Source organism: Ktedonospora formicarum, from assembly GCF_016587355.1.
Classification (GTDB): domain Bacteria; phylum Chloroflexota; class Ktedonobacteria; order Ktedonobacterales; family Ktedonobacteraceae; genus Ktedonobacter; species Ktedonobacter formicarum.
The window spans coordinates 434,103-449,166 of sequence record NZ_BNJF01000002.1 but is presented as its reverse complement, the minus strand read 5'-3'; the positions used below and the strand labels follow the sequence as shown (position 1 = coordinate 449,166).

Genomic DNA, 15,064 nt, shown 5'->3' with positions numbered 1-15,064 from the left:
AAAGAGGCCCATATTTCCGCTCATTTGGAAAGTTTCATTCCTTCCTAAATATTCTCTCCTCATCAACCGTACATGGTGCTTCTACAAAATTTTGCCAGCTTTGCAACACTGTCTCTTCGAGAGTGGAAGGATACTCAAAGCCATATTGCTGAGCTAGCCCCCGGCCAAGCGCGGCAATTACTTTGCGATTTAGCTCAATGGCCTGGATAAGTTCCTGGCGATTACTCATGGGAGCACTAAGAATACGAAGTGCCTGTGGAACTTTCGCATATGCTCTCCTTTTCTTTCCAGCCTTGCCAATCTTTCAAGAAGGCTGAGCGAGAGCGGCACACGAAAATTGCCTGTTGGCACTAATTCGAAAGCCATGTATCAAGATGCCTATCAGATTTCAGACGGTTATCTTTCACAAAGATAACATCTTCTTTTTTCAAATGAGCTCAATGTAATAGAGTGTAGGAAGCATCAAGCGCGGAGACTGTTGTAGAGAGCGAAGGGGAGAAGAAAGCTACTTGCGTAAATAAATGTATGGCGTCTTAGCTCCTCATCGTGCAATCCGTATCCAGGCGTGTTTGATACCCTCTAAGAAGGTGATGATCGTATATTTTCCTCCTCAGGAAACATGAGCAGCCTTTCCAGCATTCATGTCTCCTGAGGGTAAAACGCTATCTCTTAAGCCTGCCGAGGTGGGCGCTCATTGGCAACAGCAACCTTTGTTCCCCACTTCAGGAGTTGAGGACTACAATCATCATGGGCGATCTGACATTCGATCAGAACGGGTCCCCCACGATGTTTGCGTGCTTTCTTGATCGCATCGGCAAGCTCTTTTCCTGTTGTTGCTTTGAGGCCCAGACCATGCCCATCTTCTGCGTTAAAGACCGAGATCAGACCAGCGTAATCCCAGTTTTTAATGTAGTTGTAGGGACCATCATGAATTTCGGATTCGATGACATACCCACGGTTGTTGACAATAAAGATGAGATTGTGCTGGCCATATCGAATCATGTTTGCCACTTCCTGGGCTGTCAATTGGAACGACCCATCTCCGATCAGAGAGACTAAGCGCCGATCTCGTTCAAGTCCCATCGCATAGCCGAACGTGGCTGGAACAGCCCAGCCAATCGAACCCCACTGCATCTCAATCTCAAAGCGTGCCCCACCGGGCAGATGCATTGACATCCCATTGAACCAGGCATCACCCGTTTCTACAAGCAGAGTTGTCTTCTCATCAATATCGTTCTGGATCTGGCGGCACAGCTCTACTCGTGTAAGTGGCGCGTTTTCAATCGCTACATGAGCCTCTGTCTCTTCATGTGCTTTCCGCACTTCGCGTCGAAACTGAATCAACGTTTTGTCATTTTTTCGCACTTGTTTTGCTAAAGCGGATAGGAACTCTGCTAGGGCAATCTCTGTATAATCTGCCTGGGGAAATTGCACTTGTCGAGGATCAGCTTTGATCATCTGCTCACGGTGTGGTAGTGCTGTCCAACCAACTGTCGTATAATCCGTAAACATCGGTCCAGCGACCAGGGTCATATCGGCCCAATCCACGATGGATTCACAGCCTGGGCTACTGACGCCGCCCCAATAGATACCGATGTATTGGGGATGGTTTTCAGGAAAGAACCCCTTTGCATTGGGCATAACAGCAACTGCACATCCAAGTGCTTCGGCAAGCTCACGGAAGGCATCGATTGCTTTAAACGCCCGAAGATGGACACCAGCCAAGAGCAACGGTTTTTTTGCGTTGTTGAGGAGGGCCGCAGCGGTTTCTACTGCAGCATCTAACGCCTGGCGATTGCTTGGTTGCGAAACTAGAAGGATCTCGAATGGTGCTGGTTTGGGACAAGGAGCATCTGAGAGATTGCAAGCAATTTCAATATATGCAGGTTTGCGTTCACGTAAGGCCGTCACAATGGCATGATCAATTAAAGATGGAGCGTTTTCTGCATGAAGTATCCTAACGGAGGCACAGGTCACCTGACGGAATGCATCATATTGATATGCGAAATCGTGCGAACCGATGGTATGATGGAGGAGATGGTTGGCGCTTGGATCGTTGGTGTTGTAGCTTGAAGAGACGAAGATAACAGGTAAACTTTCAGCATTCGCACCGGCTATACCGTTGAATGCTGAAAAGGCTCCAACATTGAATGTCGTGATGACTGCCCCAACCCCATTGACCCGGGCATAACCCTCAGCCGCATAGGCTGCATTGAGTTCATTGCAACAGCCAATTTGCTGCATATTCTTGTTCCATAGGAGCTGATCAAGCAGGACAAGATTGTAGTCACCAGGGACCATGAAGTAGTGTTTCAAGCCGATTTGTTCGAACCGGGTCGCGAGGTAATTCCCAACTGTGTAAGTTTTCGTGGCGGTTTCTTGAAGCGTTGTCGTGAAAGGTGACGAAATCGTTGCCATCGGGATACTCCACTTCTTTTCCCGTGCATACCGTAATGGAGGCACTACGGGCCACTGCCTATTGACCTACTTATACATCTGAACCTCTGAAAATTCACATATCTATCTAGAGGGAGTAATTCCTTCTAACGTGGTGCTTCCCTCATTCCACTATACATAGTTTTCTTAAAGTGAAGAATAGAGAAGGGAAAAAGCATACGTTGAGGGTTAAAACAAGTTTCTTGAAGAGTGGACAAGTCTCCCTTTCCGTTGACATCTGTTGCTCTTGCGTTCGCCCCTCGTTTCTGCGAGAATTGCTCCTTGTACGGTGAGTTACACCGGAATGTACGCCTGTGGAGATCCTGTAAGACCTGGTAGATCCAGGCAGGTTGTTCGTTGAAGCAGGAACCGAACGCCAGATATGGCTTGTCCCTCTTTGGGTCAGTTTCGGATAACGGCATATCCCATTTGTTACATTAGCTAAATCTTGCTTGCGTGCTTTGATCCGCGAATAGGGGAATCGAGAACGACCATTTTTCTGGTCGTTCTCGATTCCCCTACTTGATAGGACGATTTATCGCCTTTAGCTTGCTTTGCTCAACTGCTCTTGCTGGCTGAGCAAATGCAATGCCTGTTGAAGGCCCTGCCGATAGGTCGGGGCAATTACTGGTTTCCAGCCGAGATCACGCACCGCCTTCGCGCTAGAGACACGCATGGAGGTTGCGAAGAAATCGGTCGCGAGGGGGGCGAGTGGATGCATCATCCAGCTTGGGAGGGAAAAGGGCCGTGGAAGGCGAGCCTCCTCACAGAGGAATTTGAAGAAGTCCGTATTGTGTACTGGTTCGTTATCGACGATATTATACGCTTCCCCAGCCTTGCCTCGTTCGAGAGCTAAGACCGTGGCTGCTGCCGCATCTTCCAGATAAATCCAGGAGGTAATTGCGCGGCCTCCATCAGGCAGAGGAAGGCTTCGTCGGCGTAGATTCTGCAAGAGAGGCGCAAGAGATACTGCTCCATAAAAGTATCCATAACGTAGCGATACTCCCTCGATCCAGCCTGCTTTGGTTGCCTCCCAGATCTGTTGTTCCAATGAACGGAACCCAGCTACGTGACGTTCGAGCTGGGCATCGCTTCCAGCAGGGGCGAAAGGATCGCTTTCAGTGATGACCTTCTCGCCCCAGTCACCGTAGCCGTAACCTAAAGTCATCGATTCCGCTACGAACCTGCGCGCTCCGATCTTTCTGGCAGCGGCGAGCAGATTTGAGGTCCCTACATCGCGTAGCGCGTTGGTGGCATACATATCTTGATGGCGCAGAGGTGCCTTCTTAAGAGCGGTCAGCGCATGAATGACCGCGTCTGCTTGTACTCCCGAGATTGCCCTGAGCAGGTCGTCGCGATCCATCACATTGGCTTGGATCGGTTGAGCGCCAAGGTGTGAGAGGTGAGCTATACTCTCAGAGGAACGGGCTAACCCAACAACTTCATGTCCAGCAGTGATGAGAGCACGAGTCAAGGGGGTGCCCAGGGCACCACTCGCACCAGCAATCAGCACTTTCATAATAATCTCCTAGCAACAAGATGATTCTTTTCCAGCTCTCCTAGAAGCCAAGCCGCTGCTTGACCAGGACAATCGTGATACGACCGGGTTCGTGCTCTGCATTGATAGTCAGAAGTTTATTAATGGCGCTGGGCTGACCATAGACTTGCTGGGCGCGTATATTTTCTAAGGGAAAGCAATATTCACGGATACGGCGAAGTCCATCTTCCAGCGCGCCTACCAGCTTTTGTGTGCTAACCACCCAGATTACTGTGCCTGCACCAAAGACGGCGGAACCTAGTTGGCTGCCAGATGCTGATGCAACGAGCACCTCGCCCTGTTCCGTGATTGCTTGAATGCTGCCTACCAATACTTCGGGAGCCGCGACCAGCTTGCGCATCTCATGGCGCTGTGTGACATAATCAAGTGTAGATAATCGAGCGCGCACTGATTGAAAGCGGTTTGTGTGTTCAATCTGCTCTGTCAGCCCGATTAACTCAAGAGTACTTGAGGGAGAATCATAGACCTCAGCGCCATCGGGAATCTGGTCAAGCACATACTTTTTTGCTTCTTCTCCAGTATCAAAGACGGCTACTCGTATGCCGTGCGTTTGCAGGGCTTGTACTGTTTTCTCAATCTGCATCTCTGATGCCAACTGCGTGAATTCTGACTGTGATAGATTAGTGGTCATTGAAGTTGTTTTCACTTTCTTGTCTGTTGTCCATTTCAAGATGAACAGCTCTAACCCACTTTTGGCGCAAATCTTCTGTTGAAAGCATCCCATCTTCTCTTGCCATTGCAGTTTATCGTTGCTCATATGGCAGTGAAGGCGGAAGTGGGTTACCATGTCACATCCGTGGGGTTTATTTTGTCATTCCTATGACAAAATAAATCGAGGAAATGTGACCGATGAGACACACAACTGGCTGTTTGCATCTGAGCCGTTTCGCTTCCATCGATCAGATTTCCTTTGATGTAGGAATGACAAAACAAACCGAGGAAATGTGACCAATGATTGAGACACACAATTGGCTGGCAGAGCAATTTGAGGCAGAGCGTCCTCGGCTGCGAGGGATGGCTTACCGTATGCTTGGCTCTCTCTCAGAAGCAGAGGATGCTGTTCAAGAGACCTGGCTGCATCTCTTTCGTTCCGATATGAGCAATATCCTGAACCTGGGTGGATGGCTGACCACGGCACTGGGGCGAGTCTGTCTTAATATGCTCCAAGTGCGGAAGTCTCGGCGTGAGGAGTCTCTGGAAGAGTTTGTGTACGCGCCCATTGCAAATCGCGAGGTCGGGATTAACCCCGAGGAAGAAGCAGAGCTTGCCGATACAGTGGGTCTGGCGTTGCTGGTGGTTCTCGATACGCTTGCTCCCGCCGAGCGCCTCGCCTTCGTCCTGCACGACATCTTTTGCGTGCCCTTCAATGAGATTGTCCCTATTGTGGAACGTTCTCCAATGGCGACAAGACAGCTTGCCAGCCGTGCTCGCCGTCGCGTGCGAGGGTTTGAAATGATGAAAGACGTCGATCTTGCTACCCAACGAGACGTCGTTGATGCCTTCCTCGCCGCCTCGCGCGAAGGTTCCTTCGATGCACTACTGGCGGTACTCGACCCAGATATCGTGTTCCGATCTGACAACGTAGCTGTGTCCCGAGGTGCGGTAAGGGAGGTCTTTGGTGCTGGGGCCGTTGCCAGAAGTGCCAGGCATCTCCAAAAGCACGCCCCGTTTGCACAACCGATGCTTATAGATGGAGCAGTGGGGATCGTTATTGCCCCGCGAGGGTGGTTTATGCTCATGCTACCCACCATCAAGGGGGGCAAGGTCGTTGCTATTGATGCGATCGCCGATCCTAAACGCCTACAACAGTTGCGTCTGGCAGTGCTTTCTGACTGATGCGTCACCGCCAGGTGAACGCAGCATTCTTGTTTGGCAATCAAGCCCATGTTAGTCATCAGGAAATAAAAGGCCTAGAGGCCTTTTATTTCCTGATGACTTGCTCACAGTAGTGGATACAAATACCACTACTGCATAGGGTAGGGCGGGGTGATGGGCGAGTAGAGGCTGATACAAACATGTGATGTACATCTGGTCTGAATACACCTCTTACCTAATAGGTTTCTCCATCTGCTATATTGTTGGGTAAGAGTTTCCTAAGTCGTTCCATGATTAAACGGAGCTATCTATCATTCAAGATCCTGCTATTTATGCAGAGGGTGATGACTCTTCAAGCCATTCAGTGACGATGTGTGGGCTTTGGTGGATATCAATCTGCCTCAGTCGTTTCTCACCAGAATTGATGAACTTGTGCGGCATACCTGCTGGGACAATAATAATCTGTCCTGCTTGCGCCTCAAGCGTGTTTGGGCCTACCGTATAGATGGCCGAACCTTCTTGTATAATAAAGATCTCAGTATAAGCATGTTTATGTAACCGCACGCCATCTCCAGGTGGCATGTCTACCCAGATAAACGAAAGATTGGTATCTTCATACTTGCTTCCCTCGAAATCATAAGTGCTCCCGTCGCGCGGTAGGTCATCTCGGTTAAGAATGGTATAGCTCATACTTGCCAGCCTTTCTCAATCTTCTCAAGAGCGCTTATACACTCTCAAAAGATTCAATTACTTTATTGCCTATCTGAATGTCAATCTCGGAAAATGTTTTTGCCCGCGAGGAAGGCCTCAATATCATCATGGTCCCAAATTGAATAGACTGAATTTCTGTTAATAGGATCGAAGAAGCTGCCAATATATCTCTGGTTCAGGAGAGACCAGTCCACGAATCATGTCAGGAACATTGCTAGCCTCGCCATATGCATGCTCCAGATCGCTCCAGGGGATAGAGTCGAGTGTTTCTAGCATGTGCGAACTCTTTTCCTCCAACGTTATATACTATAAAATAGAACATTTGTATAATACTGTATTTCGCGCTTGAATACAAGGAACAGGCTCTCTAGCCGGTTTCCAGCCGCTGTGTACATTAGAAATGCCCTTTATATTGTTTCGCAGAGAATGTTGTGAGAAACCCCCAAAGTCGTTGAGGCCTGGAGACGATAGGCTGATTTTGCACATTGTAAGCTCATCCTTGTACTTGAGCCGATTTGAAAAGGGTCAACCATTCAGGTGAGATATACCCCAAAGTTGGGGTCTTCCTGCCGAAGCTGACTGGAATATGTCTGGCAGCAGATGGCAAAACGCTGCCAGCAGGCCTTGATAGCAATTGAGAACCCACCAATCGCTATGGTGCAATAAATCGACCTGCTGGCGGCGTTTTTGGCATAAATGGGGTTTTCAATTCCCCATCCTTGTTTCGAGTCATGTGCTAATAAATGAGCACGTACCCGTCTTGTTATGGATAGCTCACTATTGTAACTGGGACATCCGGATTGGCGGCGGTCGAGGAGCCACCAGCGTTGTTTATGACGTGTTCAATGCCACCGGAGCCTGCGGTAGAGAGGAAAATGGTGAACAGGTTATGCAGGCTGGATGGTGGTAATGTCGTTGGCACTTCAAAGGCGTGAGCAGCGTAGATGTCCACTCCCTGGTTAAAGAAGCTATAGCTACCCATAGCATAGCCATTGAAGCTCTTCACCTTGTTCCCAATCTTGAAGGCTGCCCACCCATTAATGCCGGGCGCTTCCTGCCATGCCTGTTGGCTCGGAGGATCATAGGGCATCTCATTCTGGAAGAAGATGTCTGTGCCATGGTTGCCGTTCCAGATGACTTCATACTTCTGGTAGTGTTCCACAAACAGACCGTACGCGGTCACATCATCGCCATTGACGATGACGCCAGTATCTGCGGTATTGGTAGTCCAGCCTACACCGTTACCATGATCGGCTCGCCATGCCCAGATATCATCAAGGATAACATTATCGCTATTGACGATCAGACTGGTTGTGGCTCGTCCGGCTTGCGCGCCACCGATGCGGAAGAAGACATCATAGAGCCCCGAAGGATCGGAAGCTACGTGATCACTACCGGGGAGACCACCTCCGAGCTCAAGCAAGGCTGGAGAGTTCTTCGTGCCTGCGTCAAAGATTAGCCCCGAAATCAGGATGCCCTTTGCTTTGGTGGTTCGCATGGCTACAACGCCGTGGTCTGGAATGAGCGTGGGGAGTCCAAGACCAAGCACCACTGTATCTGGTCGCAGAACCCGTATGCTATCTTTCAAGTGGTAAATGCCTGGGGTCAGGAGTAGATTCTTACCAGCGAGCAAGGCGGCATTGATCGCCAAGACAGAGTCGGTTGGTTTGGCGATGTAGAAACTCTTGAGTGAGAGGGACGTACCGGGCGTCGAGCCTGCCGCCCATGTAGTTCCTACTGAGTTGTGTTGCACCGAAGGCACAAAGACACTGTATTGTCCTTTGGAGTCTTTGTAGAGATAAGGAGCTTCGCGTGTCACTGGGCTGCTTGCTAGCGTTGTGTAAGGACCACCACATGTTGAATCAGCAGGGAAACACTGCGCTGGCGCGCCCTCAACACCTGAAAAGACTTGATTCCAGACGCCATTCGACCAGCCCGTAAGAGCGCTATTACGTACGATCCATTGTTGTTGTGAGCCATTAATTACCGTACCTCCTTCGAAGGCGGAATCAGCGATAAAGCCGCCACTTGCATAAGATGGTGCGGTGCAATAGTCCATCAGAGTAATTGGGCCGTTGATATGGACGCGGCGCATGGGTGCGGCCTGCGATACCGCCCAAAATTCGCCATTATAGCAGCCCGCGTTCGAGTTATTCACATTGATGGTCAGGTTCGACAGTGAGCGCCAGAAGTTGACGAGTGCGGTGCAGTCATTGGCGCCGAAGCACTGGTTATAGACGTTGATTGAGCCATTGATAACAACGTCGCCAGGAGTGAGGCCCAGACCTGCTACAGTAGTATAGTAGCCAATCTGGAAGTTCAGCGGTTCGCTGCTGGAACCGTAGGTGCCAGGCTCGAACAGGAGCGCGTACCGCTGCTCCCCAAATTGGTTCGAGACCTGCTGCTTGGCTATTGTGTCAACGGTAGCCTGGATGTCGCTCTGTGGCATACTGGGATTGAAGATATAGACATTGGAGCCGAAGGTCGATGTTCTGGCAGGTGCTAGCGTCGCTGCTTGCGCCATTGGCGCACCTGAAGATGTAACCATCCAGATAAAGGCTAGCAGAAGGGCAGCGAAGATCGTAGAATGGCTCACTCGCCAGCCGCCAGGGGCATGTTGTGACTTCCTTGTGTCTGGCATCCTCTGCCAGCGAGAAAAGAATGTGCGCAAGCTCAATTCCTCCTCAATGCATACTCTGTCATGCATATTTTGCCGCAACCGTGCGGCATGAGCGTCTGTGCATGATGCTCAACCACACAACCCTGTCCTCATCGAAACTTTGCGATACAAAACGGCTTCACAGGCTGTGTGATATATAACAATCACAGTATAACATGAGGTGATATATTATTCTACTCATGTGCTTAGCCATGCGGGGTATTCCAGAGTTGGAAAATGAGCGCAAACAATGTTGCGCTCATTTCATCTGTATAGCTATTAGGCGGTTTTAGGTAAAGCTGCTACCTTGTGCCACGTCTTCCCACCATCATCTGTCTTATAAAGATCAATGATACTATTTGATACTTGCTTGAGAGCGAAACCCGTACGAATTGAGAGGAAACTGTAATCTATAAGCAATCCATTTCCATTTGGAGACGTAGAGACCGTCTGGTTGTTTGTGATGTTTAGGAGGATAATGTCCTTCATGTTGGTGTCCTGGAGCGTATTTCCCAAGGCATGCTGATCATCAATAAGTTGACGAACATAATCTGGTGTCGCAGTACGACTTCTCTGCCATGTCTTGCCCCCATCATGGGTTATATAAGCATACCAGTGGACTGATGGGTGCTCATTTGTTCGAGCTATAAAGTATCCTGTGTTTTTGTCAAAGAAGACGGGTTGGTGTGCCAGACCAAGTGGAGCAGGAGTACTGGGAAGAGATTGTTTTTGCCATGTCTTGCCCCCATTATGGGTAATGTAGAGTGATATTGCAGCATCAATGCCAGGCTTATCAACACCAGTTGTCCAGCCAGTCTGCTCATCGATGAAGTAGAGCGAGCCTATGCCACCCAGTCCAGCAGGGAGGGATGTGACATTTTGCCATGTCTTGCCACCGTCATTTGTGCGTATAAGGGTGTTTTTACGCAAGGTAGATTTTTGCTTGGCGATATCTGTAATTTTAGTTTTTGATGTGTCCTGATTCGATTGTTGCGTCTTTATTGCCCACCCATGGTCCTTATCAGCAAATGTAAGTGAGATAATATCTGCTCCGGAGTAGCTAAAACGTTCCCATGTCTTCCCTCCATCAATCGTGCGATAGAGCCACACTGGAAGTGGGCTTTTTGTGAGATCCCAAACTGGCAACCAGGCTGTTTTGCTATCGAGAATGTAAAGGTCGAAGATACTGTGAATGCCAGATGGTGTGACTGGCTTCCAACTCTTTCCTCCATCAGTAGTGCGCAGAACAGATCCCCAGGATTCTTGAGCTCCTATGCCAATAGACCACCCCTCTTGTTCGCTGACCATATGTAAGCGATTCCCCTCCATAAGTTCTACAAATCTTGGCGCTGGCTCATGAGAAGCAGCTATCTGCGACGGATTATTCTTGGCGACTCCAGAATTACGAATCAGCGAGAAGGTGAATAGAAACGCGCCAATAATTATCGCAACAATGAGCACTGCCACTAGCGTACTGAGAGGGCGTAGCCAGGGGCGAGTAGCCACGTTGAGAGGTTTTTGAACGTGTTTGGGTGCGTTTCGTTGTATCTTCGCGGAAGATATAGCCAGTGATACAGGCATCTTTGCCAGGCGTTCTCTGGTTCGTTGCAGTAGTTGTGTCTCTTCAGAACTCATCCGATAGTGTTTCTGTAATTCGCTGTGGAATTCAGGGTGCGCCTGCTCTTCAGGCAAGAGATCATCATGGTTTAGCATTTCTTTTCTCCTTCCGCCTGGCTATACACTTGTCGTAGGAACTGGATCGTGCGTGAAAGCAATTTGCGAACTGCGTCTTCGCGTTTTTGTAGCAAAACGCCGATTTCAGCGCAACTCAGCCCATAATGATAGCGCAATTGCAGAGCTTGTTGCTGAAGTTCAGGAAGACATTGGATATGGGAGCGTAATTGTTGATGCGCCTCTCGTTGTAGAGCGATGTATTCTGGCCCTTCTTCTATAAAGAAGAGATTCGCGATAGCATCGAGTGATGTCTGCGGATGTCGTTGTGTCCGTCTATAGCTGTTAGATAGCTTATTTTGAGCAACCTTTCTTAGCCAGGCTAGCTGATGTCCTGGTGAGAGCATGGGAAGGTTATTCTTCTCCAATGCGGCAACAAATACTTCAAGAAGCAGGTCCTCCGCATCCTCTAATGAGTTTGTATGCAGGCGGAGATAACCGAGAATAGCTTTGCTATATTGGTCATAAAGTGCCGCATGGGGATGAGTATATTGGATGTTTTCATCCCGTTGTTTTATTTGCATGCGCATTCCTTTGCTGTACAAATTTTGCTAGTAATAACACCGCAGTAAAGAAAATGTGACATTGTTGGGGAACAAAAGCAAATAGTCCAGTAACTACTTGCGATTCATCACAGGAAGCTACTGGACAACTTACAGAGAATGATTATAAATACGAGCTTGCTGGCTCTATAGGTTTTGACCGGTTTGATGGTACCACGTTGAGAATAGAAGCAAAAAGGCCAAGGGGCAAAAACTTTGACCTCTTGGCCGTAAGGAGCGTAGAGATGGCGAATCAACTTCGGGTGATGCTCGAAATTGGACCAAAGGGCAAGAAGGTGGTGGCAGTGGCACCAGATTGGCCTGGTTTAGAGCGTGGTGCGAAGACCAGGGAGGTCGCGATAGAAAGGTTGCAAGCCTATTTCCCACGCTATGCGCAGGTGACAAAGTTAGCTGGGATGGATGAAGAGTTTGCAGCTATCACCACACTTGATCTGGTCGAGCAGTATCCGGGCACAGGCTCAACCGATTTCTGGGGCATCTCGTTCGCGTTCTCAAGCATCGATAGGCAAGACCTATCGAGCGGAGAATTGGAACGTGAGCTGACCCTGATGCAGGCGTGCTGGGCGTTTTTCGATGACGTACGTTTGCGCGTGTCGGCTCAGATGCAGAAAGGACCGCGAGGGGGAGGGCGTGATCGGGATCAAATCATCGGTCATACGATTCGCGTGGAGCAAGAGTGGGCAGAGAAGGTAGGGGTGCCTACTTCCCAAGGTATGATGCTGAGCGACGAGGGACTGCAAGCGCACCGTGACGCCTATTGTAACGCCATTCGGGCGTTCCATTCTGAGGGCAAAATGGCTCGAACTTGGCCGCTCCGGTATTTGATTCGGCACACGGCATTTCACACGCTGGATCACGCCTGGGAAATGGAAGACAAAGACCTGACCATTGCAGCCAGGTAGAGTGCACATGCCATCCCTCTGTTCAGGGATTTATCTTGACATTCTCTCATTATTCCTCTCTTTACTAGAAGAGTAAAATAGTGAGAGAGTGTTTGATGCCAGTATTACAAAAACATTCCTTTAACTACTTTGTTTATGACCAGTTTGCCCGCATCTACAAGACACTTACTCACGCCCACCGCTTCACACTCCTGGATCTTCTCAATGCAGGGCGAGTACAGCAACAAAACACTGGCTATGGAAATTGGTCTGCCAATCGCGACAGCCTCACCGCATCTCTAGATTTTTCTCGCAGTCCATCTGATCAAAATATGCTGTACTGGCATATTCATCTATTACCATCTGGTGAGAGAGGAAGTGAGTTTCTTGAAAGAAGAAAATCGAAGGGAATAAAGTGTATGAGAGAACGTCTCTCCCATCCTGGCCTGGAGCAAGGGCCTATCTATCTCGACTACAATGGGACAACACCCATTGATCCACAGGTTTTCGAAGCGATGGCGCCCTATCTTATGGTCCACTTTGGGAATCCATCCAGCACACACTTCTATGCTCATGCGCCTCATAAGGCGATTGAAACAGCAAGGGAACAGGTTGCCAGATTGCTCTCGGTCTCCTCTGCTGAAATCTTCTTTACCGCTGGGGGGTCGGAGAGTGATACCCTGGCTATTCGTGGTGCTGCTCTCTCACGGCAAGCGCATGGAAAGCACCTCATTACCCAGGTTACGGAGCATCCTGCTGTTCTCGCAACATGTCGTCAGATTGCGCACGAGCATGGTTTTCATGTGACTGAGTTACCCGTCGATGCGAACGGACAGGTACGCCCGGTAGATGTTGAGGCTGCCATCAATGAGCAAACGACGCTGGTCAGCATTATGGCTGCCAACAATGAAACCGGAACGCTTCAACCTATTGCCAAGATTGCAGAAATTGCCCATAAATATGGGGCGTTGATGCATACCGATGCCTCACAGGCAGTTGGCAAAATTCCCATTGAGGTGACGACGCTGGGAGTGGATCTGCTCACTGTTGCGGGACACAAGCTCTATGCGCCCAAAGGTGTTGGCGCGCTCTATGTACGCAGTGGGGTTCAACTTGAACCAATTATTGCAGGGGAGGTCAGGAACGAGGGTTGCGTGCGGGTACTGAGAACGTCGCTGGAATCGTGGCACTTGGAACCGCATGTGAGATAGCCGAACGCTCTCTTCCCACTGAACGATACCGTTTGACTGGGTTGCGTGATCAACTCTCTCAGCGACTCGCGGAAATGCTTCCCGGAAAGGTTGTGCTTAATGGTCACCCCATCGAGCGCTTGCCTAATACAGTAAATGTGAGCATTGAAGGAGTGGTTGGAGCAGAAGTGCTTGATGCCACGCCCGAAATCGCAGGAGCAACTGGCTCCGCCTGTCATGCGGAGAATGTGGAACCTTCTGCGGTCTTGCTAGCGATGGGAATGGAGCGCTCCCGCGCGTTAGGTGCACTCAGGCTCACTCTGGGACGCTGGTCCACCTCTAAAGAGGTTGAACAAGCATCATGCTTGCTGGCGCAGACCGTTCAGAAAATGCTTTCAGCTGCTTCTTTGGGAAAAAGATGAGTACGCACTTCTGATCAGTAATCTGATTAGATGCCATTTAATCAATTCTCACACTATCTTCCCGCTCGGCTTTTTGTACAATAGAAGCAAGGACTGTGAATCGATATGTGTCTCTTCTAGAAAAGAGTGAACAAATGTATTCGAAACCTGAATATTTTGGGACCTATTATGCCGAAGCATTCAAACACCATGCGGTTGTTGATGCTTACCGATATCGCCCTCCTTATCCCAGAGAAGTCTTTGATGTACTCTCTCACCTTATGACTGATGAGTCTCGAACGCTCTTAGATGTTGGAGCTGGTTCTGGTGATGTTGCTCGACACTGCCTTACGTTCGCTGAGCGAGTTGATGCCGTCGATTTCTCTCAAAGCATGATTGAGCAAGGCAAGCGGCTGCCTAATGGTGATCACCCTCATTTACATTGGGTGTATGGAAAAATCGAAGAGGTTCCACTGACTCCCCCTTATTCTCTCATTACAGCTGGATCGAGTATCCATTGGACTCAGTGGTCGCTTGCTTTCCCGCGCTTTCGTCGTATGCTTTCACCTCACGGATATCTGGCACTACTCCATAGAGGAGTACAGCCTATGCCATGGGATGAAGAGCTGAGAAAACTTCGTGTCCACTTTTCGACGCGTTATGATCGCGGCTCTGCTCATGTCCTCCCAGACCTTGAAGAAGGAGGTTTTTTCCTCAAAAAGGGACAGAAAGAGACTGCTCCAGTGCCGTTTGCTCAATCTCTTGATGACTTTATTGAGGGTCTCCATTCAAGAAGCGGCTTGGCGAAGGAACGTATGGGGCAGGAGAAGGCTGCTGCCTTTGATCAGCAAGTAAGAGAGCTCCTTTTCCCATATTGTGAAAAAGGTATGTTGTCGCTTCGGGTTGTGGGTACTGTCACATGGGGTATTCCTGGTGAAGGGAAGTGAATGACTACTGAACTGAAGACTCAGCGGCTTCTTCGGAAGTCGTTGGGTCTGCGGCTAAGAAGCTCAAGTTCACCAGATTCTCAAAGCTGTAGAGTTTGTATGAGTGAAACAGGTCTTGTTTCTGGTCGTGATTGCTAGCGAATGCTGGATGAAATGGCTTCTCACTATGAAA

General features: G+C 49.3%; 13 protein-coding genes. 5 read left to right on the top strand and 8 right to left on the bottom strand.

Annotated features, from left to right (window positions below):
• Positions 1-669: 669 nt before the first annotated feature.
• The 3 genes from K3T82_RS20975 to K3T82_RS20965 form a co-directional block, all read right to left on the bottom strand.
• Positions 670-2,418, bottom strand: a complete 1,749-nt coding sequence (locus K3T82_RS20975) for an alpha-keto acid decarboxylase family protein (RefSeq protein ID WP_220195500.1) — start codon at positions 2,416-2,418, stop codon at positions 670-672.
• Between the two features lie 562 nt (positions 2,419-2,980).
• Positions 2,981-3,955 carry an NAD-dependent epimerase/dehydratase family protein gene (locus K3T82_RS20970; protein WP_220195499.1) on the bottom strand — a complete coding sequence of 325 codons (975 nt, stop codon included), beginning with the start codon at positions 3,953-3,955 and terminating at the stop codon, positions 2,981-2,983.
• Between the two features lie 40 nt (positions 3,956-3,995).
• Entirely contained in the window at positions 3,996-4,625 is a 630-nt protein-coding gene (locus K3T82_RS20965) for an LUD domain-containing protein (RefSeq protein ID WP_236031433.1), read from the bottom strand.
• Positions 4,626-4,945: 320 nt separating this feature from the next.
• Between K3T82_RS20965 and K3T82_RS20960 the strand changes: the two genes are divergently transcribed.
• Entirely contained in the window at positions 4,946-5,830 is an 885-nt protein-coding gene (locus tag K3T82_RS20960; RefSeq protein WP_220195497.1) for a sigma factor, read from the top strand.
• 309 nt (positions 5,831-6,139) lie between these two features.
• Here K3T82_RS20960 and K3T82_RS20955 read toward each other — a convergent pair whose 3' ends face one another.
• The 5 genes from K3T82_RS20955 to K3T82_RS20935 form a co-directional block, all read right to left on the bottom strand.
• The gene (locus tag K3T82_RS20955; protein ID WP_220195496.1) at positions 6,140-6,499 is read right to left on the bottom strand and encodes a cupin domain-containing protein; all 360 of its coding nucleotides are present in this window, start codon (positions 6,497-6,499) and stop codon (positions 6,140-6,142) included.
• Positions 6,500-6,658: 159 nt separating this feature from the next.
• Positions 6,659-6,796: a hypothetical protein gene (locus K3T82_RS20950; RefSeq protein ID WP_220195495.1), complete on the bottom strand. Its 138-nt coding sequence runs from the start codon at positions 6,794-6,796 to the stop codon at positions 6,659-6,661.
• A gap of 487 nt (positions 6,797-7,283) precedes the next feature.
• Positions 7,284-9,191, bottom strand: a complete 1,908-nt coding sequence (locus K3T82_RS20945; protein WP_220195494.1) for a glycoside hydrolase family 55 protein — start codon at positions 9,189-9,191, stop codon at positions 7,284-7,286.
• 267 nt (positions 9,192-9,458) lie between these two features.
• On the bottom strand, positions 9,459-10,892 hold the full coding sequence (locus K3T82_RS20940) for a WD40/YVTN/BNR-like repeat-containing protein (RefSeq protein ID WP_220195493.1): 1,434 nt from the start codon (positions 10,890-10,892) through the stop codon (positions 9,459-9,461).
• Positions 10,886-11,434 carry an RNA polymerase sigma factor gene (locus K3T82_RS20935; RefSeq protein ID WP_220195492.1) on the bottom strand — a complete coding sequence of 183 codons (549 nt, stop codon included), beginning with the start codon at positions 11,432-11,434 and terminating at the stop codon, positions 10,886-10,888. The genes K3T82_RS20940 and K3T82_RS20935 overlap by 7 nt, the downstream gene beginning before the upstream one ends.
• A gap of 263 nt (positions 11,435-11,697) precedes the next feature.
• On the opposite strand from K3T82_RS20935, the gene K3T82_RS20930 reads away from it, so the two are divergent.
• The 4 genes from K3T82_RS20930 (at position 11,698) to K3T82_RS20915 (ending at position 14,892) form a co-directional block, all read left to right on the top strand.
• On the top strand, positions 11,698-12,375 hold the full coding sequence (locus tag K3T82_RS20930; RefSeq protein ID WP_220195491.1) for a hypothetical protein: 678 nt from the start codon (positions 11,698-11,700) through the stop codon (positions 12,373-12,375).
• 95 nt (positions 12,376-12,470) lie between these two features.
• Positions 12,471-13,565, top strand: a complete 1,095-nt coding sequence (locus K3T82_RS49170; protein WP_220195490.1) for a cysteine desulfurase family protein — start codon at positions 12,471-12,473, stop codon at positions 13,563-13,565.
• Positions 13,538-13,966 (top strand): hypothetical protein, encoded by a 429-nt coding sequence (locus K3T82_RS49165; RefSeq protein WP_268886669.1) that lies wholly within the window; start codon positions 13,538-13,540, stop codon positions 13,964-13,966. Before K3T82_RS49170 ends, K3T82_RS49165 begins: the two co-directional genes overlap by 28 nt.
• A 134-nt stretch (positions 13,967-14,100) precedes the next feature.
• Positions 14,101-14,892, top strand: coding sequence for a class I SAM-dependent methyltransferase (locus tag K3T82_RS20915; protein ID WP_220195488.1), 792 nt, complete (start codon positions 14,101-14,103; stop codon positions 14,890-14,892).
• Positions 14,893-15,064: the final 172 nt, after the last annotated feature.

What these genes read in the sequence shown, in the direction of transcription:
- K3T82_RS20975 (WP_220195500.1), bottom strand. Translation starts at nt 2,418, where the DNA reads ATGGCAACGATTTCGTCACCTTTCACGACAACGCTTCAAGAAACCGCC.
- K3T82_RS49170 (WP_220195490.1), top strand. Translation starts at nt 12,471, where the DNA reads ATGCCAGTATTACAAAAACATTCCTTTAACTACTTTGTTTATGACCAG.
- K3T82_RS20930 (WP_220195491.1), top strand. Translation starts at nt 11,698, where the DNA reads ATGGCGAATCAACTTCGGGTGATGCTCGAAATTGGACCAAAGGGCAAG.
- K3T82_RS20950 (WP_220195495.1), bottom strand. Translation starts at nt 6,796, where the DNA reads ATGCTAGAAACACTCGACTCTATCCCCTGGAGCGATCTGGAGCATGCA.
- K3T82_RS20935 (WP_220195492.1), bottom strand. Translation starts at nt 11,434, where the DNA reads ATGCAAATAAAACAACGGGATGAAAACATCCAATATACTCATCCCCAT.
- K3T82_RS20965 (WP_236031433.1), bottom strand. Translation starts at nt 4,625, where the DNA reads ATGACCACTAATCTATCACAGTCAGAATTCACGCAGTTGGCATCAGAG.
- K3T82_RS20960 (WP_220195497.1), top strand. Translation starts at nt 4,946, where the DNA reads ATGATTGAGACACACAATTGGCTGGCAGAGCAATTTGAGGCAGAGCGT.
- K3T82_RS20970 (WP_220195499.1), bottom strand. Translation starts at nt 3,955, where the DNA reads ATGAAAGTGCTGATTGCTGGTGCGAGTGGTGCCCTGGGCACCCCCTTG.
- K3T82_RS20915 (WP_220195488.1), top strand. Translation starts at nt 14,101, where the DNA reads ATGTATTCGAAACCTGAATATTTTGGGACCTATTATGCCGAAGCATTC.
- K3T82_RS20955 (WP_220195496.1), bottom strand. Translation starts at nt 6,499, where the DNA reads ATGAGCTATACCATTCTTAACCGAGATGACCTACCGCGCGACGGGAGC.
- K3T82_RS20940 (WP_220195493.1), bottom strand. Translation starts at nt 10,892, where the DNA reads ATGCTAAACCATGATGATCTCTTGCCTGAAGAGCAGGCGCACCCTGAA.